General features: G+C 39.6%; 23 protein-coding genes, 7 tRNA genes and 2 pseudogenes. 25 read left to right on the forward strand and 7 right to left on the reverse strand.

Annotated elements, in window-relative coordinates:
• Nucleotides 1-18: 18 nt before the first annotated feature.
• From alr to NYE49_RS02640, 12 genes are all read left to right on the forward strand, one after another.
• On the forward strand, nucleotides 19-1,188 hold the full coding sequence (gene alr, locus NYE49_RS02585; RefSeq protein ID WP_015252766.1) for an alanine racemase: 1,170 nt from the start codon (nucleotides 19-21) through the stop codon (nucleotides 1,186-1,188).
• Nucleotides 1,189-1,303: 115 nt separating this feature from the next.
• Nucleotides 1,304-1,585, forward strand: a complete 282-nt coding sequence (endB, locus tag NYE49_RS02590) for a type II toxin-antitoxin system antitoxin EndoAI (RefSeq protein ID WP_003225183.1) — start codon at nucleotides 1,304-1,306, stop codon at nucleotides 1,583-1,585.
• A 4-nt stretch (nucleotides 1,586-1,589) separates the two neighbouring features.
• Entirely contained in the window at nucleotides 1,590-1,940 is a 351-nt protein-coding gene (ndoA, locus tag NYE49_RS02595; RefSeq protein WP_003156187.1) for a type II toxin-antitoxin system endoribonuclease NdoA, read from the forward strand.
• 115 nt (nucleotides 1,941-2,055) lie between these two features.
• Nucleotides 2,056-2,880, forward strand: coding sequence for an RsbT co-antagonist protein RsbRA (rsbRA, locus tag NYE49_RS02600; RefSeq protein WP_009966610.1), 825 nt, complete (start codon nucleotides 2,056-2,058; stop codon nucleotides 2,878-2,880).
• Nucleotides 2,881-2,884: 4 nt separating this feature from the next.
• A complete protein-coding gene (rsbS, locus tag NYE49_RS02605) occupies nucleotides 2,885-3,250 on the forward strand; it encodes an RsbT antagonist protein RsbS (protein WP_003225190.1) in 366 nt (121 codons plus the stop codon).
• A 3-nt stretch (nucleotides 3,251-3,253) separates the two neighbouring features.
• The gene (gene rsbT, locus NYE49_RS02610; RefSeq protein WP_003246640.1) at nucleotides 3,254-3,655 is read left to right on the forward strand and encodes a serine/threonine-protein kinase RsbT; all 402 of its coding nucleotides are present in this window, start codon (nucleotides 3,254-3,256) and stop codon (nucleotides 3,653-3,655) included.
• Nucleotides 3,656-3,666: 11 nt separating this feature from the next.
• Nucleotides 3,667-4,674, forward strand: a complete 1,008-nt coding sequence (gene rsbU, locus NYE49_RS02615) for a phosphoserine phosphatase RsbU (protein WP_047182124.1) — start codon at nucleotides 3,667-3,669, stop codon at nucleotides 4,672-4,674.
• Between the two features lie 61 nt (nucleotides 4,675-4,735).
• Nucleotides 4,736-5,065, forward strand: coding sequence for an anti-sigma factor antagonist RsbV (gene rsbV, locus NYE49_RS02620; RefSeq protein ID WP_003234298.1), 330 nt, complete (start codon nucleotides 4,736-4,738; stop codon nucleotides 5,063-5,065).
• On the forward strand, nucleotides 5,062-5,544 hold the full coding sequence (gene rsbW, locus NYE49_RS02625; protein WP_003234299.1) for an anti-sigma B factor RsbW: 483 nt from the start codon (nucleotides 5,062-5,064) through the stop codon (nucleotides 5,542-5,544). Before rsbV ends, rsbW begins: the two co-directional genes overlap by 4 nt.
• Complete coding sequence (gene sigB, locus NYE49_RS02630) at nucleotides 5,510-6,298, forward strand: RNA polymerase sigma factor SigB (protein WP_003246715.1); 789 nt, start codon at nucleotides 5,510-5,512, stop codon at nucleotides 6,296-6,298. Before rsbW ends, sigB begins: the two co-directional genes overlap by 35 nt.
• The gene (rsbX, locus tag NYE49_RS02635; protein WP_015382836.1) at nucleotides 6,298-6,897 is read left to right on the forward strand and encodes a phosphoserine phosphatase RsbX; all 600 of its coding nucleotides are present in this window, start codon (nucleotides 6,298-6,300) and stop codon (nucleotides 6,895-6,897) included. The genes sigB and rsbX overlap by 1 nt, the downstream gene beginning before the upstream one ends.
• Before the next feature lie 108 nt (nucleotides 6,898-7,005).
• A complete protein-coding gene (locus NYE49_RS02640) occupies nucleotides 7,006-9,165 on the forward strand; it encodes a Tex family protein (RefSeq protein ID WP_047182125.1) in 2,160 nt (719 codons plus the stop codon).
• A 9-nt stretch (nucleotides 9,166-9,174) separates the two neighbouring features.
• Here the strand turns inward: NYE49_RS02640 and cmpA are convergent, their stop codons facing one another.
• Nucleotides 9,175-9,288 carry a cortex morphogenetic protein CmpA gene (cmpA, locus tag NYE49_RS02645; RefSeq protein WP_003225207.1) on the reverse strand — a complete coding sequence of 38 codons (114 nt, stop codon included), beginning with the start codon at nucleotides 9,286-9,288 and terminating at the stop codon, nucleotides 9,175-9,177.
• Between the two features lie 103 nt (nucleotides 9,289-9,391).
• On the opposite strand from cmpA, the gene NYE49_RS02650 reads away from it, so the two are divergent.
• The 8 genes from NYE49_RS02650 to NYE49_RS02685 all read left to right on the forward strand — a co-directional run bounded on the left by NYE49_RS02650 (nucleotide 9,392) and on the right by NYE49_RS02685 (nucleotide 10,684).
• Nucleotides 9,392-9,844: a SprT family protein gene (locus NYE49_RS02650; protein ID WP_047182126.1), complete on the forward strand. Its 453-nt coding sequence runs from the start codon at nucleotides 9,392-9,394 to the stop codon at nucleotides 9,842-9,844.
• 122 nt (nucleotides 9,845-9,966) lie between these two features.
• Nucleotides 9,967-10,041: transfer RNA gene (locus NYE49_RS02655), tRNA-Asn, on the forward strand.
• 4 nt (nucleotides 10,042-10,045) lie between these two features.
• A tRNA-Ser gene (locus NYE49_RS02660) sits at nucleotides 10,046-10,136 on the forward strand.
• A gap of 29 nt (nucleotides 10,137-10,165) precedes the next feature.
• Nucleotides 10,166-10,237 (forward strand) — tRNA-Glu (locus NYE49_RS02665).
• An 11-nt stretch (nucleotides 10,238-10,248) separates the two neighbouring features.
• Nucleotides 10,249-10,323, forward strand: a tRNA-Gln gene (locus NYE49_RS02670).
• 27 nt (nucleotides 10,324-10,350) lie between these two features.
• Nucleotides 10,351-10,426 (forward strand) — tRNA-Lys (locus NYE49_RS02675).
• A gap of 11 nt (nucleotides 10,427-10,437) precedes the next feature.
• Nucleotides 10,438-10,519: transfer RNA gene (locus NYE49_RS02680), tRNA-Leu, on the forward strand.
• A gap of 81 nt (nucleotides 10,520-10,600) precedes the next feature.
• Nucleotides 10,601-10,684: transfer RNA gene (locus NYE49_RS02685), tRNA-Leu, on the forward strand.
• 84 nt (nucleotides 10,685-10,768) lie between these two features.
• Here NYE49_RS02685 and NYE49_RS02690 read toward each other — a convergent pair.
• The 3 genes and pseudogenes from NYE49_RS02690 to NYE49_RS02700 form a co-directional block, all read right to left on the reverse strand.
• Nucleotides 10,769-11,298: pseudogene (locus tag NYE49_RS02690) on the reverse strand (site-specific integrase); the annotation flags it as partial.
• A 272-nt stretch (nucleotides 11,299-11,570) separates the two neighbouring features.
• Nucleotides 11,571-12,035, reverse strand: a complete 465-nt coding sequence (locus NYE49_RS02695) for a GNAT family N-acetyltransferase (protein WP_047182127.1) — start codon at nucleotides 12,033-12,035, stop codon at nucleotides 11,571-11,573.
• A gap of 424 nt (nucleotides 12,036-12,459) precedes the next feature.
• Nucleotides 12,460-12,558 (reverse strand): annotated as a pseudogene (locus tag NYE49_RS02700) (Replication initiation factor); the annotation flags it as partial.
• 28 nt (nucleotides 12,559-12,586) lie between these two features.
• Between NYE49_RS02700 and NYE49_RS02705 the strand changes: the two are divergent.
• The 3 genes from NYE49_RS02705 (at nucleotide 12,587) to NYE49_RS02715 (ending at nucleotide 14,699) form a co-directional block, all read left to right on the forward strand.
• Complete coding sequence (locus NYE49_RS02705; RefSeq protein WP_052771588.1) at nucleotides 12,587-13,084, forward strand: phage integrase SAM-like domain-containing protein; 498 nt, start codon at nucleotides 12,587-12,589, stop codon at nucleotides 13,082-13,084.
• 104 nt (nucleotides 13,085-13,188) lie between these two features.
• Nucleotides 13,189-14,178, forward strand: a complete 990-nt coding sequence (locus tag NYE49_RS02710; protein ID WP_047182128.1) for a bifunctional lytic transglycosylase/C40 family peptidase — start codon at nucleotides 13,189-13,191, stop codon at nucleotides 14,176-14,178.
• A gap of 14 nt (nucleotides 14,179-14,192) precedes the next feature.
• The gene (locus tag NYE49_RS02715) at nucleotides 14,193-14,699 is read left to right on the forward strand and encodes a hypothetical protein (RefSeq protein ID WP_047182129.1); all 507 of its coding nucleotides are present in this window, start codon (nucleotides 14,193-14,195) and stop codon (nucleotides 14,697-14,699) included.
• Nucleotides 14,700-15,043: 344 nt separating this feature from the next.
• On the opposite strand, the gene NYE49_RS02720 is transcribed toward NYE49_RS02715, so the two are convergent.
• Nucleotides 15,044-15,142: a putative holin-like toxin gene (locus NYE49_RS02720; RefSeq protein WP_186437250.1), complete on the reverse strand. Its 99-nt coding sequence runs from the start codon at nucleotides 15,140-15,142 to the stop codon at nucleotides 15,044-15,046.
• 245 nt (nucleotides 15,143-15,387) lie between these two features.
• Between NYE49_RS02720 and NYE49_RS02725 the strand changes: the two genes are divergently transcribed.
• Nucleotides 15,388-15,774, forward strand: coding sequence for a cystatin-like fold lipoprotein (locus NYE49_RS02725; protein ID WP_047182130.1), 387 nt, complete (start codon nucleotides 15,388-15,390; stop codon nucleotides 15,772-15,774).
• A 113-nt stretch (nucleotides 15,775-15,887) separates the two neighbouring features.
• Here the strand turns inward: NYE49_RS02725 and NYE49_RS02730 are convergent, their stop codons facing one another.
• A complete protein-coding gene (locus NYE49_RS02730) occupies nucleotides 15,888-17,414 on the reverse strand; it encodes a hypothetical protein (RefSeq protein ID WP_047182131.1) in 1,527 nt (508 codons plus the stop codon).
• A gap of 20 nt (nucleotides 17,415-17,434) precedes the next feature.
• Entirely contained in the window at nucleotides 17,435-17,869 is a 435-nt protein-coding gene (locus tag NYE49_RS02735) for a hypothetical protein (protein ID WP_047182132.1), read from the reverse strand.
• Nucleotides 17,870-18,243: 374 nt separating this feature from the next.
• On the opposite strand from NYE49_RS02735, the gene NYE49_RS02740 reads away from it, so the two are divergent.
• Nucleotides 18,244-19,419, forward strand: coding sequence for an aspartate phosphatase (locus NYE49_RS02740; protein ID WP_047182133.1), 1,176 nt, complete (start codon nucleotides 18,244-18,246; stop codon nucleotides 19,417-19,419).
• The last annotated feature ends 89 nt before the right edge of the window (nucleotides 19,420-19,508 follow it).

Here is a 19,508-nt window from a genome sequence, read left to right on the forward strand (position 1 = left end):
AAGCTAGGAAGTGTCGTAATGAGCACAAAACCTTTTTACAGAGATACGTGGGCGGAAATTGACTTGTCCGCGATAAAGGAAAATGTCAGCAATATGAAAAAACATATCGGTGAACATGTCCACTTGATGGCAGTTGTGAAAGCAAACGCCTACGGGCATGGTGATGCAGAAACAGCAAAGGCTGCTCTTGACGCAGGTGCTTCATGCTTGGCTGTGGCCATTTTGGATGAAGCGATTTCACTGCGCAAAAAGGGCTTGAAGGCGCCTATATTGGTGCTTGGCGCGGTTCCCCCGGAGTATGTGGCAATCGCTGCTGAGTATGATGTGACCTTAACAGGTTATTCTGTTGAATGGCTTCAGGAGGCAGCCCGCCACACGAAAAAAGGTTCTCTTCATTTTCATCTGAAGGTCGATACGGGGATGAACAGGCTTGGTGTAAAAACAGAGGAAGAAGTTCAGAACGTGATGGCAATTCTTGACCGCAACCCTCGTTTAAAGTGCAAAGGGGTATTTACCCATTTTGCGACAGCGGATGAAAAAGAAAGAGGCTATTTCTTAATGCAGTTTGAGCGTTTTAAAGAGCTGATTGCTCCGCTGCCGTTAAAGAATCTGATGGTCCACTGCGCGAACAGCGCCGCCGGACTCCGGCTGAAAAAAGGCTTTTTTAATGCAGTCAGATTCGGCATCGGCATGTATGGCCTTCGCCCGTCTGCTGACATTTCGGACGAGATACCGTTTCAGCTGCGTCCGGCATTTACCCTGCATTCGACGTTGTCACATGTCAAACTGATTAGAAAAGGCGAGAGCGTCAGCTACGGAGCCGAGTACACAGCAGAAAAAGATACATGGATCGGGACGGTGCCTGTAGGCTATGCGGACGGGTGGCTCCGAAAATTGAAAGGGACCGACATCCTTGTGAAGGGAAAACGCCTGAAAATTGCCGGCCGAATTTGCATGGACCAATTTATGGTGGAGCTGGATCAGGAATATCCGCCGGGCACAAAAGTCACATTAATAGGCCGGCAGGGGGATGAATATATTTCCATGGATGAGATTGCAGGAAGGCTCGAAACCATTAACTATGAGGTGGCCTGTACAATAAGTTCCCGTGTTCCCCGTATGTTTTTGGAAAATGGGAGTATAATGGAAGTAAGAAATCCTTTATTGCAGGTAAATACAAGCAATTAACTTACCTAAATGGAGAATTCATAAAACAGCTTTGCTTGAAGAGTGAATAATGGTATCATTATCACTGGATGGATAAAAGAGTCGTATCCGTAAGTTTGGTGGAGGTGTATGTTTTTTGTCTGAATCCAGCGCAAGAACCGAAATGAAAATCAGCTTGCCCGAAAACCTAGTAGCTGAATTGGATGGTGTAGCGATGCGGGAGAAACGAAGCAGAAACGAACTGATATCACAAGCAGTGAGAGCGTATGTCAGCGAACGAACAACTCGTCACAACCGTGATTTGATGAGACGCGGCTATATGGAAATGGCGAAAATCAACCTGAATATTTCTTCTGAGGCTCACTTTGCGGAGTGCGAGGCTGAAACGACAGTTGAGCGCTTAGTCAGCGGAGGATAATCATTTGATTGTGAAACGCGGCGATGTTTATTTTGCTGATTTATCTCCTGTTGTTGGCTCAGAGCAAGGCGGGGTGCGCCCGGTTTTAGTGATCCAAAATGACATCGGAAATCGCTTCAGCCCAACTGCTATTGTTGCAGCCATAACAGCACAAATACAGAAAGCGAAATTACCAACCCACGTCGAAATCGATGCAAAACGCTACGGTTTTGAAAGAGATTCCGTTATTTTGCTGGAGCAAATTCGGACGATTGACAAGCAAAGGTTAACGGATAAGATTACTCATCTGGATGATGAAATGATGGATAAGGTTGATGAAGCCTTACAAATCAGTTTGGCACTCATTGATTTTTAGACATATTTGCAGGTTGCTCACGTAGAGCAACTTTTTTTGTTTTCAAAAAACATAAGCGATATAATAGTGAAATAACGAAAAAAATATGTTGTTTTTTATTGGGAGGTAAGCGAATTTGATGTCGAATCAGACTGTATACCAGTTCATTGCCGAAAATCAAAATGAACTGCTCCAACTGTGGACTGACACACTAAAAGAATTAAGCGAGCAAGAATCCTATCAGCTGACTGACCAAGTGTATGAAAATATATCTAAAGAATATATCGACATTCTGCTGCTGTCTGTTAAGGACGAAAACGCTGCTGAAAGCCAAATCAGCGAACTGGCGCTTCGAGCGGTCCAAATCGGACTATCTATGAAGTTTTTGGCTACTGCGCTTGCTGAATTCTGGAAGCGTCTCTACACGAAAATGAATGATAAGAGATTGCCAGATCAAGAGAGCACGGAATTAATCTGGCAGATTGACCGCTTTTTCAGCCCGATTAACACAGAAATTTTTAATCAATACTCAATCTCATGGGAAAAAACAGTATCCCTGCAAAAAATCGCGCTGCAAGAGCTGTCTGCGCCGCTTATCCCGGTGTTTGAAAATATCACTGTGATGCCTCTTGTCGGAACAATTGATACCGAACGCGCGAAACGAATTATGGAAAACCTTCTTAATGGCGTCGTCAAACACCGTTCCCAAGTCGTGCTGATTGACATTACAGGTGTCCCTGTCGTCGATACGATGGTTGCCCATCATATTATTCAGGCATCAGAAGCTGTAAGGCTTGTCGGAGCAAAATGCCTGCTGGCCGGAATCCGCCCGGAAATTGCTCAAACAATCGTCAACCTGGGGATTGATTTATCCCAAGTTATAACTAAGAATACCCTGCAAAAAGGAATTCAAACAGCATTGGAAATGACGGATCGAAAAATCGTTTCATTGGGGGAATAACATTTTGAGACATCCGAAAATCCCGATCTTGAAACTGTATAATTGCTTATTAGTATCCATTCAATGGGAACTTGATGACCAGACAGCATTAACTTTTCAAGAAGACTTATTAAATAAAATATACGAAACAGGTGCTAACGGAGTCGTCATTGACCTGACATCTGTGGATATGATTGATTCATTTATCGCGAAAGTGCTGGGCGACGTCATTACAATGTCTAAGTTAATGGGGGCTAAAGTCGTCTTGACCGGAATTCAGCCTGCTGTGGCAGTGACGCTGATTGAACTTGGAATCGCACTTGAGGAAATCGAAACTGCGCTCGACTTAGAGCAGGGGCTTGAGACATTGAAGCGGGAATTGGGGGAATAGCGAATGAACGACCAATCCTGTGTAAGAATCATGACAGAATGGGATATTGTGGCCGCCAGACAGCTGGGACGAAACGTTGCAAAAGAACTGGGTTTCGGCACGGTAGACCAGGCTAGAATTACAACGGCTATTTCAGAATTAGCCAGGAATATTTATTTATATGCCGGCAAAGGGCAGATTGGAATTGAACAGGTCGCAGACAGAGGAAAAAAAGGCCTGAAAATCATAGCGGAAGACCAAGGGCCGGGAATTCCTGATATCCGAAAAGTCATGGAAGACGGGTTTTCAACGTCTGGAGGACTTGGTGCGGGACTTCCCGGGGTCAAAAGGCTGATGGATGAATTCAGCTTAAATTCCGTAGCGGGGGAAGGAACAGAGATACAAGCCATCAAATGGCTTCGGTAGGAGGTAAGAACGTGGATTTTAGGGAGGTTATTGAGCAGCGGTATCATCAGCTGCTTAGTCGATATATAGCCGAATTAACAGAAACATCTTTATATCAAGCCCAAAAATTCAGCCGAAAAACAATCGAGCACCAAATTCCTCCGGAAGAAATCATCAGCATTCACAGAAAAGTGCTGAAGGAGCTGTATCCAAGTCTCCCGGAAGATGTGTTTCATTCGCTGGATTTTTTAATAGAAGTCATGATTGGTTATGGAATGGCTTATCAGGAGCATCAAACCCTTAGAGGGATACAGCAGGAAATCAAATCAGAAATTGAAATCGCGGCAAATGTCCAGCAGACGCTGCTCGGAACTAAAGTTCCTCAGGAGGAAGCGCTGGATATCGGCGCCATCAGTGTTCCCGCTAAACAGATGAGCGGTGATTACTACCACTTTGTCAAAGACAAGGAATCCATCAATATCGCAATCGCGGACGTGATCGGAAAAGGCATTCCAGCGGCTTTATGCATGTCCATGATTAAATACGCGATGGACTCTTTGCCGGAAACGGGCATACACCCTTCTCAAGTGCTGAAAAATTTGAATCGTGTTGTTGAACAAAACGTTGATGCCAGTATGTTTATTACGATGTTTTATGCGAATTACAATATGGACAAGCATCAATTTACATATGCTTCAGCGGGACATGAACCGGGATTCTATTATTCTCAAAAAGACAACACGTTTTACGATTTAGAGGCCAAAGGACTCGTTCTCGGCATCTCGCAGGACTATGACTACAAACAATTCGATCAGCATCTGGAAAAGGGCGATATGATTGTTTTATTTTCTGACGGCGTCACAGAATGCAGAACGGATAACGGTTTCTTGGAGCGTCCTGATCTGCAGAAGCTCATTGAGGAACATATGTGTTCCTCCGCGCAGGAAATGGTCAAAAACATTTATGACAGCCTCCTCAAATTGCAGGATTTTCAGCTTCACGATGATTTTACGTTAATTGTTTTGCGGAGAAAGGTTTAACGTCTGTCAGACGAGGGTATAAAGCAACTAGTGATTTGAAGGAAAATTTGAGGTGATACGAATGAATATAAATGTTGATGTGAAGCAAAACGAGAATGATATACAAGTAAACATTGCAGGAGAAATTGATGTATACTCAGCACCGGTGCTTAGAGAGAAGCTCGTTCCTCTGGCAGAACAAGGAGCTGACTTAAGAATTTGCCTGAAAGATGTCAGCTACATGGACAGTACCGGATTGGGCGTTTTTGTAGGGACCTTTAAAATGGTGAAAAAACAAGGTGGTTCGCTGAAACTTGAAAATCTTTCTGAACGGCTGATCCGACTGTTTGACATTACAGGCTTGAAGGACATCATTGATATTTCTGCAAAGTCAGAAGGTGGAGTGCAATGAAGAATAATGCTGATTACATCGAAATGAAAGTGCCGGCCCAACCTGAATATGTGGGAATTATAAGACTGACGCTGTCAGGGGTCGCAAGCAGAATGGGCTATACGTACGATGAAATTGAAGATTTGAAAATCGCAGTCAGCGAGGCGTGCACAAATGCGGTTCAGCACGCTTACAAAGAAGATAAAAATGGGGAAGTGTCAATCCGATTCGGTGTGTTTGAAGACCGTTTAGAGGTTATTGTGGCGGATGAAGGAGACAGCTTTGACTTTGATCAAAAGCAGCAGGATCTAGGGCCGTACACACCTTCGCACACAGTTGATCAATTATCAGAAGGAGGGCTCGGTCTATATTTAATGGAAACGCTCATGGATGAAGTCAGAGTGCAAAACCACTCCGGCGTCACCGTAGCGATGACAAAGTATTTAAATGGGGAGCGAGTTGATCATGACACAACCATCAAAAACTACGAAACTAACTAAAGATGAAGTCGATCGGCTCATAAGCGATTACCAAACAAAGCAAGATGAACAGGCGCAGGAAACGCTTGTGCGGGTGTATACAAATCTGGTTGACATGCTTGCGAAAAAATACTCAAAAGGCAAAAGCTTCCACGAGGATCTCCGCCAGGTCGGCATGATCGGGCTGCTAGGCGCGATTAAGCGATACGATCCTGTTGTCGGCAAATCGTTTGAAGCTTTTGCAATCCCGACAATCATCGGTGAAATTAAACGTTTCCTCAGAGATAAAACATGGAGCGTTCATGTGCCGAGACGAATTAAGGAACTGGGTCCAAGAATCAAAATGGCGGTTGATCAGCTGACCACTGAAACACAAAGATCGCCGAAAGTCGAAGAGATTGCCGAATTCCTCGATGTTTCTGAAGAAGAGGTTCTTGAAACGATGGAAATGGGCAAAAGCTATCAAGCCTTATCCGTTGACCACAGCATTGAAGCGGATTCGGACGGAAGCACCGTCACGATTCTTGATATCGTCGGATCACAGGAGGACGGATATGAGCGGGTCAATCAGCAATTGATGCTGCAAAGCGTGCTTCATGTCCTTTCAGATCGTGAAAAACAAATCATAGACCTTACGTATATTCAAAACAAAAGCCAAAAAGAAACTGGGGACATTCTCGGTATATCTCAAATGCACGTCTCGCGCTTGCAGCGCAAAGCTGTGAAGAAGCTCAGAGAGGCCTTGATTGAAGATCCCTCGATGGAGTTAATGTAATGATCCAGGTTGAAGAAAACGAGCATATTCAAACTCTAGTATATCAACTGAATAAAGAAGGGAAATCGATTTGCGGTGACAGCTTTTTTATGAAAGCTGATGATAAGGAGTTAATTTGTGCGGTTGCTGACGGACTGGGAAGTGGATCACTTGCTAACGAATCCTCTGCAGCCATCAAAGACTTAGTGGAAAACTATGCGAATGAAGACGTAGAAAGCATTATCGAACGCTGTAATCAGGCGATGAAAAACAAAAGAGGCGCTACAGCATCTATCCTGAAAATCAATTTTGAGCAAAGGCAGTTTACGTACTGCTCTGTCGGAAATGTACGGTTTATTCTGCATTCCCCGTCTGGTGAAAGCTTTTATCCTCTGCCGATTTCGGGCTATTTATCAGGCAAGCCGCAAAAATACAAAACGCACACCGCCACCTATGAAAAGGGTTCAAAGTTCATTATACATACAGATGGACTCAACGTACCTGATATCCGCTCCCATTTGAAAAAAGGCCAATCGGTAGAAGACATATCGAATTCGCTGAAAATGTATACGACATCGAGAAAAGATGACCTGACCTATATTCTCGGACAGCTGTCCTAAGAGAATAAGAACAAGAAGAAGCTGGAATACCGGCTTCTTTTTTTTATGTGTTTTTTTCGGTTTTTGATACACTAGAGAAAGAACGACAAAATTGGAGGCTTTGGTTACATGGAAACGTCAGCCCTTTTAAAACAGCAAATTGCGAAAGAAATAGGTTTATCACAAAAACACGTTGAAAGTGTCATCCGCCTGCTTGAGGACGGCAATACAGTCCCGTTTATTGCCCGGTATCGAAAAGAGCAGACGGGTTCAATGGATGAGGTTCAGATTCAGACGATTTCTGAACGCTGGCAATACATACAAAACCTGAATCAGCGAAAAGAAGAAGTCATCAGGCTGATTGCAGAGCAGGATAAACTGACAGATGATCTAAAACGTAAAATCGAGCAATCGGTGAAGCTTCAGGAAGTGGAAGACCTTTACCGCCCTTATAAACAAAAGCGTAAAACAAAGGCGACAGTCGCCAAAAGCAAAGGCCTTGAGCCGCTTGCCGACTATATCCTGACACTTCCCCAAGATGATCGTCTGGCAGCAACAGCAGACCAATACATCAGCGAAGAAAAAGAAGTGTTCACACGAGAAGAAGCGATTGAAGGCGCCAAGCACATTATTGCGGAACAAATCTCAGACGAGCCGACCTTCAGAAAGTGGATTCGTCAGGAAACCTTCAAAAGAGGAACCATTAAGTCTGCAGCCGGAAAGTCGGCAGACACCGATGAGAAAAATGTGTATGAAATGTATTACGAGTATGAAGAGCCAATTGCAAAAGTCGTTCCGCATAGGGTGCTGGCAATGAACCGCGGCGAAAAAGAAGACATTTTAAAGGTGTCGATCGAACCGCCTGCGGATCACATTAAGGCGTATTTAGAAAAACAAATCATCAAAAATCGCTCAACATCCGTAAAAGAGATTTTGCAGGAGACAATTGAAGACAGCTATAAAAGGCTGATCCAGCCGGCAATCGAGCGTGAAATCAGGAAAGAGCTCTCAGAAAAAGCTGATGAACAGGCGATTCATATTTTCTCAGAGAATTTGAGAAAGCTTCTTTTGCAGCCGCCGATGAAAGGCAAAACCGTTCTCGGTGTTGACCCAGCCTTTCGAACTGGCTGTAAGCTCGCTGTGTCAGATGAGACCGGAAAAGTCTTGAAAATTGATGTGATCTATCCGCATGCGCCAGTCAACAAAACAAAAGAAGCCCATGAAAAAGTAAAAAAGATTCTTGAGCAGTATCAAGTCGAGATGGTGGCGATCGGAAACGGCACAGCATCCAGAGAAACAGAGCAATTCATCGTAAATGTACTGAAAGACATGCCGCGCAAAATTTATTATGTGATTGTCAATGAAGCGGGAGCAAGCGTCTATTCGGCTTCAGAGCTTGCCAGAGAAGAATTCCCTGACCTTAAGGTTGAAGAGCGCAGTGCCGTATCTATTGCGCGAAGACTTCAAGACCCGCTCGCGGAGCTCGTTAAGATCGATCCGAAGTCTGTTGGTGTTGGGCAGTATCAGCATGACGTCAGCCAAAAACGCTTAAATGAATCTCTGCGGTTCGTCGTCGAAACGGTCGTAAACCAGGTGGGAGTAAACGTTAACACAGCCTCCGCCGCGCTGCTTCAATATGTAGCTGGATTATCGAAGTCTGTAGCAGGCAACGTTGTCAAAAAACGTGAGGAAATCGGAAAGTTTTCAAATCGAAAAGAACTGAAGGACATCCCGAGGCTCGGTGCGAAAACCTATGAGCAATGTATCGGTTTCTTAAGAGTGCAGGAAGGGACAGAGCCTTTGGATAGAACAGGCATCCACCCGGAAAGCTATAAAGAAACAAAAGCGCTTTTGAAAAAACTCGGACTTTCAACAGAACATATCGGCACGGCGGAATTGAAGGATAAAATCAATCAGCTGGCGCTTTCTGAAACGGCAAAAGAGCTGGGAATCGGAGAAATCACTCTGAAAGATATTTGTGAACAGCTGACAAGGCCGGAACGCGATCCACGTGATGAGGTGCCTAAGCCTTTGCTGAAAACAGACGTCCTTCAGCTGGAAGATTTGAAAGAGGGAATGGAACTGCAGGGCACCGTGCGCAATGTAGTGGACTTCGGAGCGTTTGTTGATATCGGAGTTAAACAAGACGGGCTTGTGCATATCTCAAAACTGAGCAATCAATTTGTTAAGCATCCTCTTGATGTCGTATCTGTCGGCGATATCGTGACAGTTTGGGTTGACGGCGTAGATGTACATAAAGGCAGAGTATCGCTGTCTATGGTAAAATAAAAGCACTGCTTACGAGCAGTGTTTTTTCCTATAGAAATACCAGCATTGATTCAGCAGTTTAATTTGGTAATTATCTTTTTCAAGGAACGCTTTTTGCATCTGCTTTTTAAGCCAATTTGGCATAGGCTCATTCCTCCTCAGCTTTTATCATAAGAGGGACGGTGATTACCATATTGTATGCGAACGGTGAATTGTCCCGTTCAATGTTTTTTAAGTGAGGTGCACTATGGATAATATAGAGCTTCAAAAGCTGACAGAGGATATTTCTAAAACATATTTTAAAAAGCCGTTCCGCCATCAGGCGCTTTTTAATGACAGGCTTAAAACCACGGGCGGAAGGTACCTGTTAACCTCCCATAACATTGAATTGAACAGAAAATATTTGATTGAACACGGCAGGGAGGAACTGGTCGGCATCATCAAGCATGAGCTCTGCCATTATCATCTTCATCTTGAAGGAAAAGGGTACAAGCACAGAGACAGAGATTTTAGAATGCTTTTGCAGCAAGTCAACGCGCCGAGGTTCTGTACACCCCTTAAGAAAAAAGCGGAAAACAAAAAAACTTATATGTATATCTGTACGGCCTGCGGCCAACAGTATATAAAGAAGCGCGCCATGAACCCTGACAGATACAGGTGCGGAAAATGCCGCGGAAAAATAAAAAGAATTTTTTCGTGAAAAAGGTTGACGAATATGGCAAGCCTGTGTTACATTATAAAAGTCGTTACGAGAGATAAATAAAAACATTTACCTCTTGACACTGTAAATCAAGGTTGATATAATAAGTCTTGTCTCATTATTCCACAGTAGCTCAGTGGTAGAGCTATCGGCTGTTAACCGATCGGTCGCAGGTTCGAATCCTGCCTGTGGAGCCATATTGGAGAAGTACTCAAGTGGCTGAAGAGGCGCCCCTGCTAAGGGTGTAGGTCGCGTAAGCGGCGCGAGGGTTCAAATCCCTCCTTCTCCGCCATAAGATTTCGATATAAGTTCTCAACCATCGGCCCGTTGGTCAAGCGGTTAAGACACCGCCCTTTCACGGCGGTAACACGGGTTCGAATCCCGTACGGGTCATTCCATTTCGTTGGGCTATAGCCAAGCGGTAAGGCAACGGACTTTGACTCCGTCATGCGTTGGTTCGAATCCAGCTAGCCCAGCCATTTTTATTTTTTAAAATCTAATAGTAAGAGCCATTAGCTCAGTTGGTAGAGCATCTGACTTTTAATCAGAGGGTCGAAGGTTCGAGTCCTTCATGGCTCACCATTTATCTTTTTGCGGGTGTGGCGGAATTGGCAGACGCGCTAGACTTAGGATCTAGTGTCTTACGACGTGGGGGTTCGAGTCCCTTCACCCGCACTTTATTTACAAAGTGCACGCAAATAGTTTTTAATAGGTTAAGAGCCTACTAAACCAGCACAAACACAATTTCATGATCACGCGGTCGTGGCGGAATGGCAGACGCGCTAGGTTGAGGGCCTAGTGGGTGAATAACCCGTGGAGGTTCAAGTCCTCTCGGCCGCATCAATGATACCAAGGGTTGTAGACCCCTGGTATTTTTTTATGCTCTCTTTTAATTTTAAGGTTTACTCCTTTTTACTCCACTTGTTAGAATAATTCATCCAGCTATCAGCAGTTTCTTTTTGTTTATTAGGAAAGAGATGACCATAAACCTCGATTGTTGTTTTGATGGAAGCATGTCCTAGTCGTTCTTATATTGTGATGTAATCTTCCCTTTGATGAATTAACAATGCGACATGTGAATGTCTCAGATCATGAAGGCGGATCGGTTCTACCTCTCCTCGCGCACAAATTGTTTTGATTTTTCGGCTAAAAATGTCTTTATTGGCTGGGCTCTCTTTGTATTGAAAAATAAAAGTGTTATCTGATGATGATACTTGAAGTTTTTCTAATATGTCTTTTTGTTTCTCTTTCCACTCCAGTAACATTTCAAGTAATTTTGTATTAACACTGATCCTTCTATTAGAATTTTTGGTCTCTGGTGGAGTGATTTTATATTCACCTTTAATAAATGATAGTGACTTATACACATTTATTTCTTTTCTTACGCTATCAATATCATTCCAAGTCAAAGCGAGCAGTTCTCCACATCTCATTCCCGTGAAATAAGCAACAGAGTCGGGCCTGATTCAACAGATTAATGTTAAACATCTTATCCCTCCGATTTAAGTTCTTGGGTTTCACCCAAACCCACCAACGGAAGCCCGTTGGATTGCTGTTTAATCTAATTTTGCACACGCAAAAAAGAACAGCAGAATTAACACTCATACTGTTCTTAAACGTTTTTTTCGATTGGTAATATTATGACAAATGACCATAAAACAAGGATCCTTAATTTATTCATGATAAATCTTTATTGAAATAAGCACTACCTAGCTGATTAAGATTACTATTCCAATTTCATTTTTAATCCTTCATGCGTCGATTTAAAACCTAATCGTTTATAAAAACGTAATGCGTCGACTCTGTGCTTATCTGTTGTAAGTTGAATTAAGTGACAACCACGTTTCTTTGCACGTTGAATTGCCCATTTTATAAGTTCAGTTCCAACCCCCTTACCACGCACGGATGAGGCTGTTCTAACTCCTTCAATAGTAGATCTCCATCCACCTTGGTGTGTAATATACGGAGTAAATGTAATTTGAAGTACACCGATCACTTCATCGTCTTGAAAAGCTACTACCAACTCATTATTAGGGTCAGACGTGATAGCTCGAAATGCTTTTGTATAACTTTCCGGAAGTGGTTGTTCATAACGCTCACGAAGCCTTCCCAATTCATCATCAGCAAGCATTTTCACAATTCTATCTAAATCTAGTTCAGTAGCTATTCTAAACTTGGTTTCTTGTTCCAACAAATTTCCCTCCTTAATGAGCGCTGAATCATTTTAACTAAAATTCTACCTCATTAAATCCCATACGTTAACATTTGTTTTCCAATGGTATTACATAAGTAATTCTTATAAATTTCCTCTCCAAACATAAAATCATTGTTAAAATATTACATGCAAAATGTGAAATAATTACTTAAAACTTTTGGGTTTCACCCAAACCCACCAACGGAAGCCCGTTGGATTGCTAATATTCTATCCCCCTATTCCCCCGAATCATCGGGGGACTCTCTCGCCGGTAGGCAGGAACAAACGGTTGTTTGTTCAATGCCAAGAGGGTTTTGGTGGCGCTGAATATGTCAACTCCTTATCCTCACTTCGTTCCGGTACCGTTGACACATACGTTTAATCGCATCACTTATGTTTATAAAGGTTTAGCAGCTTGTTTTTAAACGACCATATCAGCAACATCAGCTATAAACACATTCAACATTTTTTCATGTTTTTCCGCCAGTTCAGCTTCTGCGATCATATCTGACAGCAAAGTCGAGGCATTTGGATAGGAGTTGACAGTCATGCCAATTAAAAAGCTGAAGAACGGTTCATACAAAGTAGATATAAGCGTCGGTGTAGATCCAGTTACAGGAAGGCGCAGAAGAAAAATAAGAATGGCAAAAACAAAAAAAGAGGCAGAAGAATTGTACATTGCACTCAAACATAAATACAATTCTGGCTTACAACCAAGCCAAAGAAACTTAAGTTTTAACGAGGTGAAAGATATATACTTGGAGAATTGCACACTTCACAACAAACCTAACTATTATCAGATTCAGTTATACACAATTGATAAACATATTACTCCTCACTTTATAAATAGTAATATCAAGAAGCTTACTCATACAGAAATAAGACTTTTTCAGAAACAATTGATTGATACAGGATTATCTAACAAAACTGTTAACAACATAATGATCATATTAAAAAAGTTATTTGATACCGCAATTAATGAAAAAATTATTAATGCAAATCCATGCGATGGAGTACCTAATCTTTCAATACTAAAAAACAAATGAAATTTTGGACACCTGAGCAATTTAAAACATTTATAAAATTAATAGATAAAAGTGAAGAGCAGCTTTTTAAAGTATTCTACACTGAGAAGGGATGAAAGAACAAAATGATAAGTAAAAAGGTAGTTCTTCCTGTGGTGTTCTCGGCTCCTTTTATCTTCTATTTTGTTTTATGTATCGTAGTGGTTATGACGATATCAAGAGAAAATCAAGTCGGAGACGATTTCATAGGCGGCGGGGATGGCGAATATGAGACGGTTGGCATTGCGCCGAAAGTCGAACGATTTAGGGCTGTATTTGAGAAGTACGCCCGTCAGGAAGGTGTTTTTGATCAAGTGAATATTATTATGGCGCTCACCATGCAAGAAAGTGGTGGGCGTTCTTTAGATATCATGCAAAGTTCCGAGAGTATCGGTTTACCTCCAAACTCCATAACTGACCCAGAACGTTCGATTGAAGTTGGCATTAAACATTTTAAGAAGGTTTTTAAACAGGCTGGCGGTGATGTTCGTTTAACCTTACAGGCATACAATTGCGGTTCTGGATTTATAGACTATGTGAAAAAGAATGGCGGGAAATACACTAAGAAATTAGCACTTGATTTTAGCCGACTGCAAGCTTTTAAAATGGGCTGGAAAAGCTACGGTGACCCAAGTTATGTTGACCATGTCATGAGGTATGTGAAAGGCTCTGATAAAAATGTAAAGCCTGTGAACGGTTCTATGGATTTCTATGAAACGGTCATGAAAGAAGCTTTGAAATATGAAGGGCAACCGTATGCCTGGGGCGGTTCAAACCCGAAAACTGGATTTGATTGTTCGGGCCTTGTTCAGTGGTCTATTGCGAAAGCTGGAATTACTCTTCCTAGAACAGCACAAGAACAACATGGGGCAACAAAGAAAATAAGTGAAAAAGAAGCGACTGCGGGTGACTTGGTGTTCTTTTGCGGCACATATGAAGGAAAAGCCATTACTCATGTTGGCATCTATGTAGGCAATGGCAGAATGTTTAATTCAAATGACAGTGGAATCGAATATTCTGATCTGAAATCAGGTTATTGGAGAGATCACCTTGTATCTTTTGGAAGAATCAAATAACTAGGGGTGAAAGCATGAAAACACATATTGCATGGGCTTCAGCTTGTTTATTATTGATATTGCTGACCGGATTTTTTACGAATGGACAGCAAACGTATAAGATTGAAAAGTTAAAGGATCAAAATGAAGTTCTCACAGAAAAAATCAAGGAATTGAACCATATAGAATCAACTAGTAGCGCTTCGGAAAATAAGGCATTTTTTGAAGTGTTTTTTAATTACTCCGATATAGATAAGCGGTATGAAACAGTTAAGAAGTATACAACTGGAAAAGGATTTGACTATGCATTCCCTTCTCGTTCTGATCAAAAACATACAGTCAGCGTGCAAAGTGAATTACTTTCATTAGAGAGCTATTCAAAGCCGTTAGATAAGTCCCGGGAATTGTTTTTAAATATTGTTGAAATCTCAACGACTGCAAATTCAGTCACTACGAATCAAGTGTTGATTGTTCAAACGACTATGAAGAAAGAAAAAGATGGTTGGTTAGTCGATAATGTGCAGGTCAAGGGAAATGGATAACCCTTCAATTGTCCGTGTAGGATTCTGAAAGAAGGGAGCAAGATTCCTCTTTAGGGCTTTGTGTTCCCTTTCAGGGTAGACAAAGCAATAAGTTTGTTGCTAAAATGGAAGTGTGTTACACGAGATGACACAGTGACACACGAGATAGCACAGAAACACACGAGTAATACAATTCAAAGTACATGAATATAATTTGTTTTAAAGAGTATACTGTGAATAAAAAAGATCGAAGATGCTGGTAACATCTCCGATCTGCAATAGAAAGCTCCTGCAAGGGAGTCGGCTTTTTTCCAAAAGTCTAATTTATGAGTAGGAACGCCAAGATGTAGGAGTCAGGGGCGTTCTTACTTTTTTTTGTTTGTGAAATTATAGGCTAACGTCAGAATCGCTACAATTAGGATTCCAAAAGAAAGCATCAATTGAATTGCACTTTCTACTGCCATATTCTCACCTCCCTTCTTTCCAAACATGGAGGTGAGCCGAACGCCCCTACAAAAGCCGATCTATCGCTAAGTTTTACTTTATAGGAACTTAATGGAGAATACAAGTAGCAAAGTTGGTTTTATAAATACTCATAGCTTTGGGATTGATTCTTTTAAGACGTACTTAATTTGTATCATTCTGGATAAAAAGTGGAAAAGTTCAAATTGTTTGTTTATACTAAATATTGAAAAAGGAGGGAATGATTTTGAAAAACCTTTTTATTTTTCTTAGTTTGATGATGATGTTTGTTTTAACTGCATGTGGTGGAAACAAGTATGATGATGCTATAAATGAAGTTATTGATCTAGACAAAAAAAGTGCAAAAGAATCGGGCGCTGATACTAGTATATATACAAGAGAGAATGCTTTAATTCGAGTGTATGATGGGGGGAAGTATATACAAGTTGCATTTTATCTTCCAGAAGATCATTCTCGTGAACTTTCACCATATGATTACTTTGAAAAACAAGGTGATAAATATGAAGAAATGGATAGCATGCCTGGAAACGGAGAGAATGATAGATTGGGTTTGTCAAAGAAAACACCAGACTATGAAGAAGCAAAAGGTGAGGAGACAAAGTTAGAGGAGTAGACACACTGTGTTTGCTCCTCTTTTTTCTGTTTATAAAAGGATTGCGTAATGTTGATGTCAAGTCGCAAAGTATTGTTATAAAAGCAAATAAATCGTAAAGAGTGTAGATATAATCATTTATTTTGATGAATTGCTAATAGATAAAAATGATTTAAAGCATGATCAATACTATCAATTAACTCATAAATTAATTTAGAGTTTTCTATAATAGCATGAAAAATTTTATAATCTACAACTTCTTTGTACGTCTTTGGCAAAACGTACTGGGGTGTAAGCAAATGGAAATGATTTTGTCGAGATTTATAGATTTCCTTGAAAGCAGAATTACTTTGAATACGATTACATATCTTCATTGGTGGGAGTCCACTATAGAATTTCTCATTTAATCGAATGTATTCAATCGTGCCTTCAAACGTTTTTCTTTTTGGATTAACCTCAAATAACTCCTGAATAACAATGGCTAATTTATCGTATACTGAATATACACGTAATAGTGAACTTAACAAAAAGTAACGGTAGTTTAAACCATCAAAATGTATCCAGTATTCCTCAGGATGTGAGTAATGCTGTAAACCAAACTCATGCATATCAACCATTTGAGCTAGACTGCGTGCTGCTTCATGGAGTCTAACTGAAACATCGAACAATCTATAATAGAGTAATGCAATTGGAGGAGAAGAATATTTTAATTTCCAACTTTTTGCTTCTAATAAACGTGATGAATATTTAAGGAGGTAGACTTTTGATTTCTCCTGATAGGTTTCTAAATCTTTTATTTTTATCTTTTCTTGAATTTTAATCATATTCTTCTTATATAATTTTTCATCTACTTCTGGTAATTTAAATTGAAAATCAATTACGAACTTTTCGGGAGAAACTCTCATACTTTTTTTAAATAAGTCAATGCAATCTTCTAAGCATTTATATAATGAACTACAGTGTTTAGATAGTGTATTTACAATGTTAGTTGTTGCAAAAATATCACTCCCAGCTTCATAAGATAATTTGTGATCGTAGGTCTTCCTTGTTTCATCAATATCTTTGAATAAACTTTTACTTTTTAAAACATATAATTCTTTATAAGTAATGGTTTTTAGATAATCAGTTTTGTTTAGCTTTCGTTGTAGGTTCACTAAGGTATTTCTTTTTTTATTCTTATCAAAAGTAATACCAAAATAGAGCGAATGAAACCGTATGATCTTCTCCCAAGCTCCAATAACTTTGGAAACTGCATTCCTTTGAAAAAAATGATCAGAAAAAAAACTTTTATCTTCCTCTTTAAAATAGTTAGTATAAAGTATACATTCGTAACTTGCCTCATATGAAAATTTATGAATTTCCTCTAGTAGCGAAAACATATATTTACGTAATTCTATCGACCCTTTATGTAATGTGCTTTTTTGAAGTTGATTTGAGTTTACAAAAATGTAATCAAATTCATCTTTAGCGACTGAATCTAGCAGGGCATTTAAATGAGTATTTTTCTGAATGTTTTCCAACGACTTATTTTGAATTTCTGATATTAGTTTTAGTTGTTGAGTTTCACATTCTTTACATAATTTATTAATAGAGCTATCGTTTTTGAGAGTAAAGGTTGGAACCTGTTTGAAACAACTTAAGCACTGGTTTAATGGATTCAATGGGAATGACTCCAATCTTATTAAAGATTCATATAATTTCCTGTTTCACGATTGTAATCTAAATCAGAAAAAAACTCACATACTATTTTTGAAGTTTCAATTTCGTCAGTTTCATCCCAAAAATGATGAACAAATTCTTCAAGTATACAAATAAGTTTTTGTCTATTATCGTAATTAGCCCATATTGAATAATTAAATGCCGCATAGTTACCTTGGGAACCTATTTGGTTAGGGGGGAACGTAAGAGTAAAACTTCCACTATTCGTAAAAATAACTGTAAGAATTCTCTTCCTTAAATTAGGGAACTCTGGATGGCTTGCTAGTCTAGTTGTTGCTTCTGCAAACAGATATTGCTCCTCTTCAGTTAATTCGACAGTTGCCATGTAATTTATTAAAGGCAGTACATCTTTATGGGCTATATATTCTGCCCCTAGTAGTGCATTTTCAAGTATCATTACTATCATCCCTTCAATTTTTTGTAGCTGCTTTTATATTAACATTTTTTTGGTCGCGCTTTCATTAATATTGAGAATACATAGCAATTATTTATAACGTTGAGGGCGTAGTAGGTGAATAGCCCTTGAGGAAGTATGTGAATTTTTCAGATAAAGACTCTAGGATAAGTAAAATCAAAGAGAGGCATTTTAGTTTTTTTTGTTTGCGTTGTTACTGTCAAGTCGCAAAAGAATTGCTATGACCGCAAAAAAACCGCAGAGGAGTAGATATAATGTACCTTTTTGCAATTCATCTTTGTATACTTAGTTTAAATCTGACATAATACAATTAATGTAAAAAATAAGACAATTTATGTAAGGGTGGGGGATATTTCTTGCGTCCGATTCTTTTAGATAAAAATAAAATTCCGTATGATCTAGTTACGAAAAAATTAAATGCTTGGTACACTTCGATAAAGAATGAACAGGTTGAAAAAGCTGAGAGAATAAAAAAGGAAGTTGAAGCTGAATTAGTAAATATGGAAGAGAACCAAGACGCTTTGTTATATTATCAATTGTTAGAATTCAGACATGAGATAATGTTATCTTATATGGAATCGAAAAAAATAGATGATCTAAATAGTGCTTATGAAACGATAAAGGAAATAGAAGAGCAAGGGCAACTGACAGGAATGCTTGAATATTATTATTTCTTTTTCTTGGGTATGTATGAATTTAGGCGAAAGGAGTTAACTACTGCTATTAGCGCTTATAGGATTGCGGAAACTAAGTTATATCAGGTTGAGGATGAGATAGAAAGGGCAGAATTTTTCTTCAAAGTGTCGTACGTTTATTATTATATGAAACAGACTTATTTCTCAATGAATTATGCTAATCGAGCGCTAAAGATATTTAAGAAATATGATGAATATGCTGTTCAGACATTAAGATGTCAATTTATTGTAGCAGGTAATTTGATTGATTCTTTAGAGTTTGAAATGGCTTTACAACAATTTTTAAAGGCTTTAGATATTGCAAAGGATATAAAGGTTGATCATTTGATTGGCATGTCTCAGATGAATATTGGAATTTGTTATGAGGAATTAAAGGATTACGATAATGCTGCTAATTATCTAGATTCATCGATTAAAATTTTCGAAAAATCTGAACATAGTTTTTTAACAAAAGCTTTATTTGCTATGGCTCATGTTGAGGCGAAAAGAAGTAATTTTAAAGTTGCTCAGAAATACTTTTTGCAGGGTAAAGAGGTAGCTGAAAAGAACAAGGATAAGGAATACACAGCAAAGTTTAAAATTTTGGAAGGACTTTATTTTTCGAATGGTGAATATCATTTAATTAATGAAGCATTTTCTTATCTTACAGACAGAAAAATGTTTGCTGACGTTGAAAATTTCGCTACTGAAATTGGGCATTATTTTCATCATCAGGGTAATTTAGAGCTATCAAATGAGTATTATCGTATTAGCATTGAGGCGAGACGAAAAATAAAGAAAGGAGAGATTATAAATGAAAATCAGCCAAGTTCTATTAACAGTAATGGTATTAAGTAGCTTCTTAACATTTAATCACTTTTCTGATACAGATAGTGCTTTAAATGGTGATTTCAAAATTGCAGCAGATCGAGTTGGTGCATAAAGAG

Origin of the sequence: Bacillus sp. FSL L8-0358, assembly GCF_038593095.1 — a bacterium.
GTDB classification, from domain to species: domain Bacteria; phylum Bacillota; class Bacilli; order Bacillales; family Bacillaceae; genus Bacillus; species Bacillus subtilis.

Excerpts from the sequence above, each read along its gene's own strand:
- NYE49_RS02715 (WP_047182129.1), top strand. The coding sequence starts at position 14,193 with ATGAAAACACATATTGCATGGGCTTCAGCTTGTTTATTATTGATATTG.
- cmpA (WP_003225207.1), bottom strand. The coding sequence starts at position 9,288 with ATGCCAAATTGGCTTAAAAAGCAGATGCAAAAAGCGTTCCTTGAAAAA.
- rsbX (WP_015382836.1), top strand. The coding sequence starts at position 6,298 with ATGATCCAGGTTGAAGAAAACGAGCATATTCAAACTCTAGTATATCAA.
- sigB (WP_003246715.1), top strand. The coding sequence starts at position 5,510 with ATGACACAACCATCAAAAACTACGAAACTAACTAAAGATGAAGTCGAT.
- NYE49_RS02735 (WP_047182132.1), bottom strand. The coding sequence starts at position 17,869 with ATGATACTTGAAAATGCACTACTAGGGGCAGAATATATAGCCCATAAA.
- NYE49_RS02710 (WP_047182128.1), top strand. The coding sequence starts at position 13,189 with ATGATAAGTAAAAAGGTAGTTCTTCCTGTGGTGTTCTCGGCTCCTTTT.
- rsbW (WP_003234299.1), top strand. The coding sequence starts at position 5,062 with ATGAAGAATAATGCTGATTACATCGAAATGAAAGTGCCGGCCCAACCT.
- alr (WP_015252766.1), top strand. The coding sequence starts at position 19 with ATGAGCACAAAACCTTTTTACAGAGATACGTGGGCGGAAATTGACTTG.
- NYE49_RS02720 (WP_186437250.1), bottom strand. The coding sequence starts at position 15,142 with ATGGCAGTAGAAAGTGCAATTCAATTGATGCTTTCTTTTGGAATCCTA.
- NYE49_RS02705 (WP_052771588.1), top strand. The coding sequence starts at position 12,587 with ATGCCAATTAAAAAGCTGAAGAACGGTTCATACAAAGTAGATATAAGC.
- rsbV (WP_003234298.1), top strand. The coding sequence starts at position 4,736 with ATGAATATAAATGTTGATGTGAAGCAAAACGAGAATGATATACAAGTA.
- NYE49_RS02640 (WP_047182125.1), top strand. The coding sequence starts at position 7,006 with ATGGAAACGTCAGCCCTTTTAAAACAGCAAATTGCGAAAGAAATAGGT.
- NYE49_RS02650 (WP_047182126.1), top strand. The coding sequence starts at position 9,392 with ATGGATAATATAGAGCTTCAAAAGCTGACAGAGGATATTTCTAAAACA.
- rsbT (WP_003246640.1), top strand. The coding sequence starts at position 3,254 with ATGAACGACCAATCCTGTGTAAGAATCATGACAGAATGGGATATTGTG.